Here is a 2,974-nt window from a genome sequence, read left to right on the forward strand (position 1 = left end):
CGACGGCCGAGTGACAACCTGCAAGACACCCTGAGAGCTTCCCGATGCGCTACCCGAACCGCGCCGCAGCGCCGCTCGAGCTGCAGACTAAAACCGAACTGAAGCAGGCACGGCGCAATCTCGCCGGCGGCCAGGCACCGGTTGCGCATTACTGGCAGGGCCATACGTGGATCGCGCTCTACGATCCTGCGTCGACGGTGCCGATGCGCGCGGCTCGCGCGCCGAGCCCCGCCCAAGCGGCCGCGCTCGCAGCCGGCCGGGCACTGGCGGGTACCCGGCCATGCACGATCTGCGGCACGCGAACCCAAATCGAATGGCTGGATCGATATGGATGCTGCGACGCCTGCCTCGCGAACGTCGCCCGCGAGAAGCGGGACGAAGCGGCGCGCGGCCTCCACATCACCGCGAACGAGTGGCTGGCAGCTGAGCCGCTGTTCATCGATACCGAAACGACCGGTCTGGATCATCAGGCGGCGATCGTCGAGATCGCGATTCTCGATCGCGCCGGCGCCGTGTTGCTCGACACGCTCGTGAAGCCGGCGATGCCGATACCTGCGGCTGCGACGGAGATCCACGGAATCACCGACGCGGACGTCGCCGGCGCGCCCACCTGGAACACGATCGGTCCGCAGGTGGCCGAGCTGCTCGCGGGCCGACTGTTGATCGCCCACAACGGCGCGTTCGATGAGCGTTTGCTGTACCAGACATCGCGATCCCACGGCGTGACGTTGCCGGCGCTGCGCGTCGAATGCACGATGGAATTGCTGAACGGCTGGGCCGGTCGCTGGCTCAGTCTGGCCGACTCCGCGCTGATGCTCGGCGCCGGGACATTCGCGGCCCCTCATCGGGCCTGCGCAGATGCTGAGCAGTGCCGCCAGATCGTGCTCGTCGCGGCGCGCGCAGCACCCGTTGGCGCTCGGCCCTGAAATCGATCGGCCATTGCAATAGGACCCTCGATCATGATGTCGTATCTGCAGTTCACGGAACTCGCCGAGTGGCAGATTCGCGACTACCGCGCATTGTCGAATCCCGTGTATGGAAGCGCGGCAGTGGAGCCAGACGTCGCGCGAGCCATTGCGCGTGGCGCGTTCAACCTGTGGCGCGAGGTTGCCCGGCAGGGATTTGCTGCCGGCGAGCGGCCGACCTATGAGGCGGATGTGGTGCGCCTGGCCGCCGTGGTCGACGCTTCCCTTTCCCACCCATCTTGATCATGCGAAAAGCTACCTCCCGTAACCGCCGGCCGCTGACCAAGGCGCAGCTGCTGCCCATCCCGGCCGCGGAACTGCGCCGGATCCAACTGAAGCATCATGTGGCGTTGGCCGCACTGCGCGACGCGAACGACAACGTCGCACAGCTGGCCACGCTCTTGAATGCGATCTACCTCGCGTACTTCCTCGACTCAACCGAGCCGGGGCCCTATCGACGGGCCGAGACGGCCCTCCAGGACTGCGCCGACCGCGCCGCGCAGGGCGAGTCGAGCGCGCTGATCGACGTCGAGCGCGCCGCAGTCGAGCATGTGCTTGCCCGGCTGGACGAGCGGCTGGCCGCGGTACCGATGCATCGCTATGTCGCCGCGTTCGAGCGGCTACAGCGCGTCACCGCGGCCGACACGGTCGTATCCCCCATTCCTGCAGGCTGAACCATGGCGAACCGCCCCCAGCAGCTGGCCCAGATGCCGTTGCGCAGCTACAGCCGTACCGAATTCACGGCGCTGCGCGCGCGCGTGAAAGGCCTGCCGATCGAGACGATCGAGCGGCTGTACTTCGACCGCGATGCGGACGAGCCGGTCGACGTCGCGCAGCTGCTGCGCACGATGCGCGACGACCTGGTCGCGGCCGCGCTGCGCGATGGTTCGCCCGTATTGAAATCCCACCTGCAGGCGGCGATCGAGAAATACGGCGAGCCGCGCCTGACGCCTGTGTCGCTGCAGCTGATCGAGCAGGTGGCCGGGCAGTGGGCGATCGCGCTGCCGCAGGGCGATCACCCGGTAGGCCGCTGGTTCCGGCCGCTCATCGCCGCGCGCCTGGAAGGCGAGGGGATCCGCACGCTCGGCGAGCTCGTCGCGTTCGTGAACCGCCGCGGCGGCCAGTGGTGGCGATCGGTACCGCGCATCGGTGTCGGCCGGGCGCGCGTGCTGGTCGCCTGGCTGCGCACGCACGCGGCGTCGATCGGCACGGCCGTCGAGGTCGACGTCGACGCCGGCGACGCGTTGGCGCCGACGTCGACGAGCTTGACCGCCGGCGCCGGGCAACTGGCCCCGCTCGAGCGCCTGGCGCTGCCCGTCGAGCTCTCCGGCGCCCACGGGGCGAACCGCGCGCCCGTGTTCGCGTATCTCGGCGCGGCGCACGATCTCGATGCGGTGCGCGCGTATCTGCATCGATACGACGACCGGCCCGCGACGCAGCGCGTCTACAAGAAGGAACTCGAGCGCCTGGTGTTGTGGTGCGTGGCCGAGCGGGGCGTTGCGCTGTCGTCGATGCGGGTTGAGGATTGCGAGGCATACAAGGCATTTCTCGCTGCGCCGGGCGAACGCTTCACGGGGCTGCCGGTCGCGCGCACGAGTCGCCAGTGGCGGCCGTTCTCGCCGGGCGGCCTGGCGCCGGAAAGCCAGCGCTATGCGGTGCGCGCGATTCGCGCGGCATTCACGTGGCTGGTGGCGGTCCGGTATCTGGCCGGCAACCCGTGGGCGGCCGTCTCGGATCCCAGTGTCGTCCGGCGCGTGCGCAAGCTGCAGGTCGAGCGAGCGCTACCGCTCAACCTCTGGACGCGCGTCCGCGCGACGCTGACCGAACGCAGCGAGCTGGAGGGCCCGAGCGGGCCGCGCTGGCGCGCCGCGCGCGCGCTGCTGCTGCTGATGGGGGATGGCGGCCTACGGATCGCCGAGGCGGCCGAGGCGAAGCGGGGCGCGCTCGTCTGGATGCCGGCGGATGACGACACGCCGGCCAGCTGGTTGCTCGAGGTGATCGGCAAGGGC

At 69.6% G+C, this 2,974-nt stretch carries 4 protein-coding genes; all 4 read left to right on the plus strand.

Annotation, left to right across the window (positions count from 1 at the left end; translation table 11 throughout):
• The first annotated feature begins 203 nt into the window (after nucleotides 1-203).
• On the plus strand, nucleotides 204-926 hold the full coding sequence (locus tag L810_RS39980; protein ID WP_257009036.1) for a 3'-5' exonuclease: 723 nt from the start codon (nucleotides 204-206) through the stop codon (nucleotides 924-926).
• Nucleotides 927-959: 33 nt separating this feature from the next.
• Nucleotides 960-1,208, plus strand: coding sequence for a hypothetical protein (locus L810_RS39985; RefSeq protein ID WP_042978177.1), 249 nt, complete (start codon nucleotides 960-962; stop codon nucleotides 1,206-1,208).
• A gap of 2 nt (nucleotides 1,209-1,210) precedes the next feature.
• Nucleotides 1,211-1,639, plus strand: a complete 429-nt coding sequence (locus tag L810_RS39990; RefSeq protein WP_042978178.1) for a hypothetical protein — start codon at nucleotides 1,211-1,213, stop codon at nucleotides 1,637-1,639.
• Between the two features lie 3 nt (nucleotides 1,640-1,642).
• A partial coding sequence (locus L810_RS39995) for a phage integrase family protein (RefSeq protein WP_042978179.1) occupies nucleotides 1,643-2,974 on the plus strand: 1,332 nt, incomplete at its 3' end.

The organism is Burkholderia sp. AU4i (genome assembly GCF_000466765.1).
Taxonomy (GTDB): domain Bacteria; phylum Pseudomonadota; class Gammaproteobacteria; order Burkholderiales; family Burkholderiaceae; genus Burkholderia; species Burkholderia cepacia.

What these genes read in the sequence shown, in the direction of transcription:
- L810_RS39985 (WP_042978177.1), top strand. Translation starts at nt 960, where the DNA reads ATGATGTCGTATCTGCAGTTCACGGAACTCGCCGAGTGGCAGATTCGC.
- L810_RS39980 (WP_257009036.1), top strand. Translation starts at nt 204, where the DNA reads ATGCGCGCGGCTCGCGCGCCGAGCCCCGCCCAAGCGGCCGCGCTCGCA.
- L810_RS39990 (WP_042978178.1), top strand. Translation starts at nt 1,211, where the DNA reads ATGCGAAAAGCTACCTCCCGTAACCGCCGGCCGCTGACCAAGGCGCAG.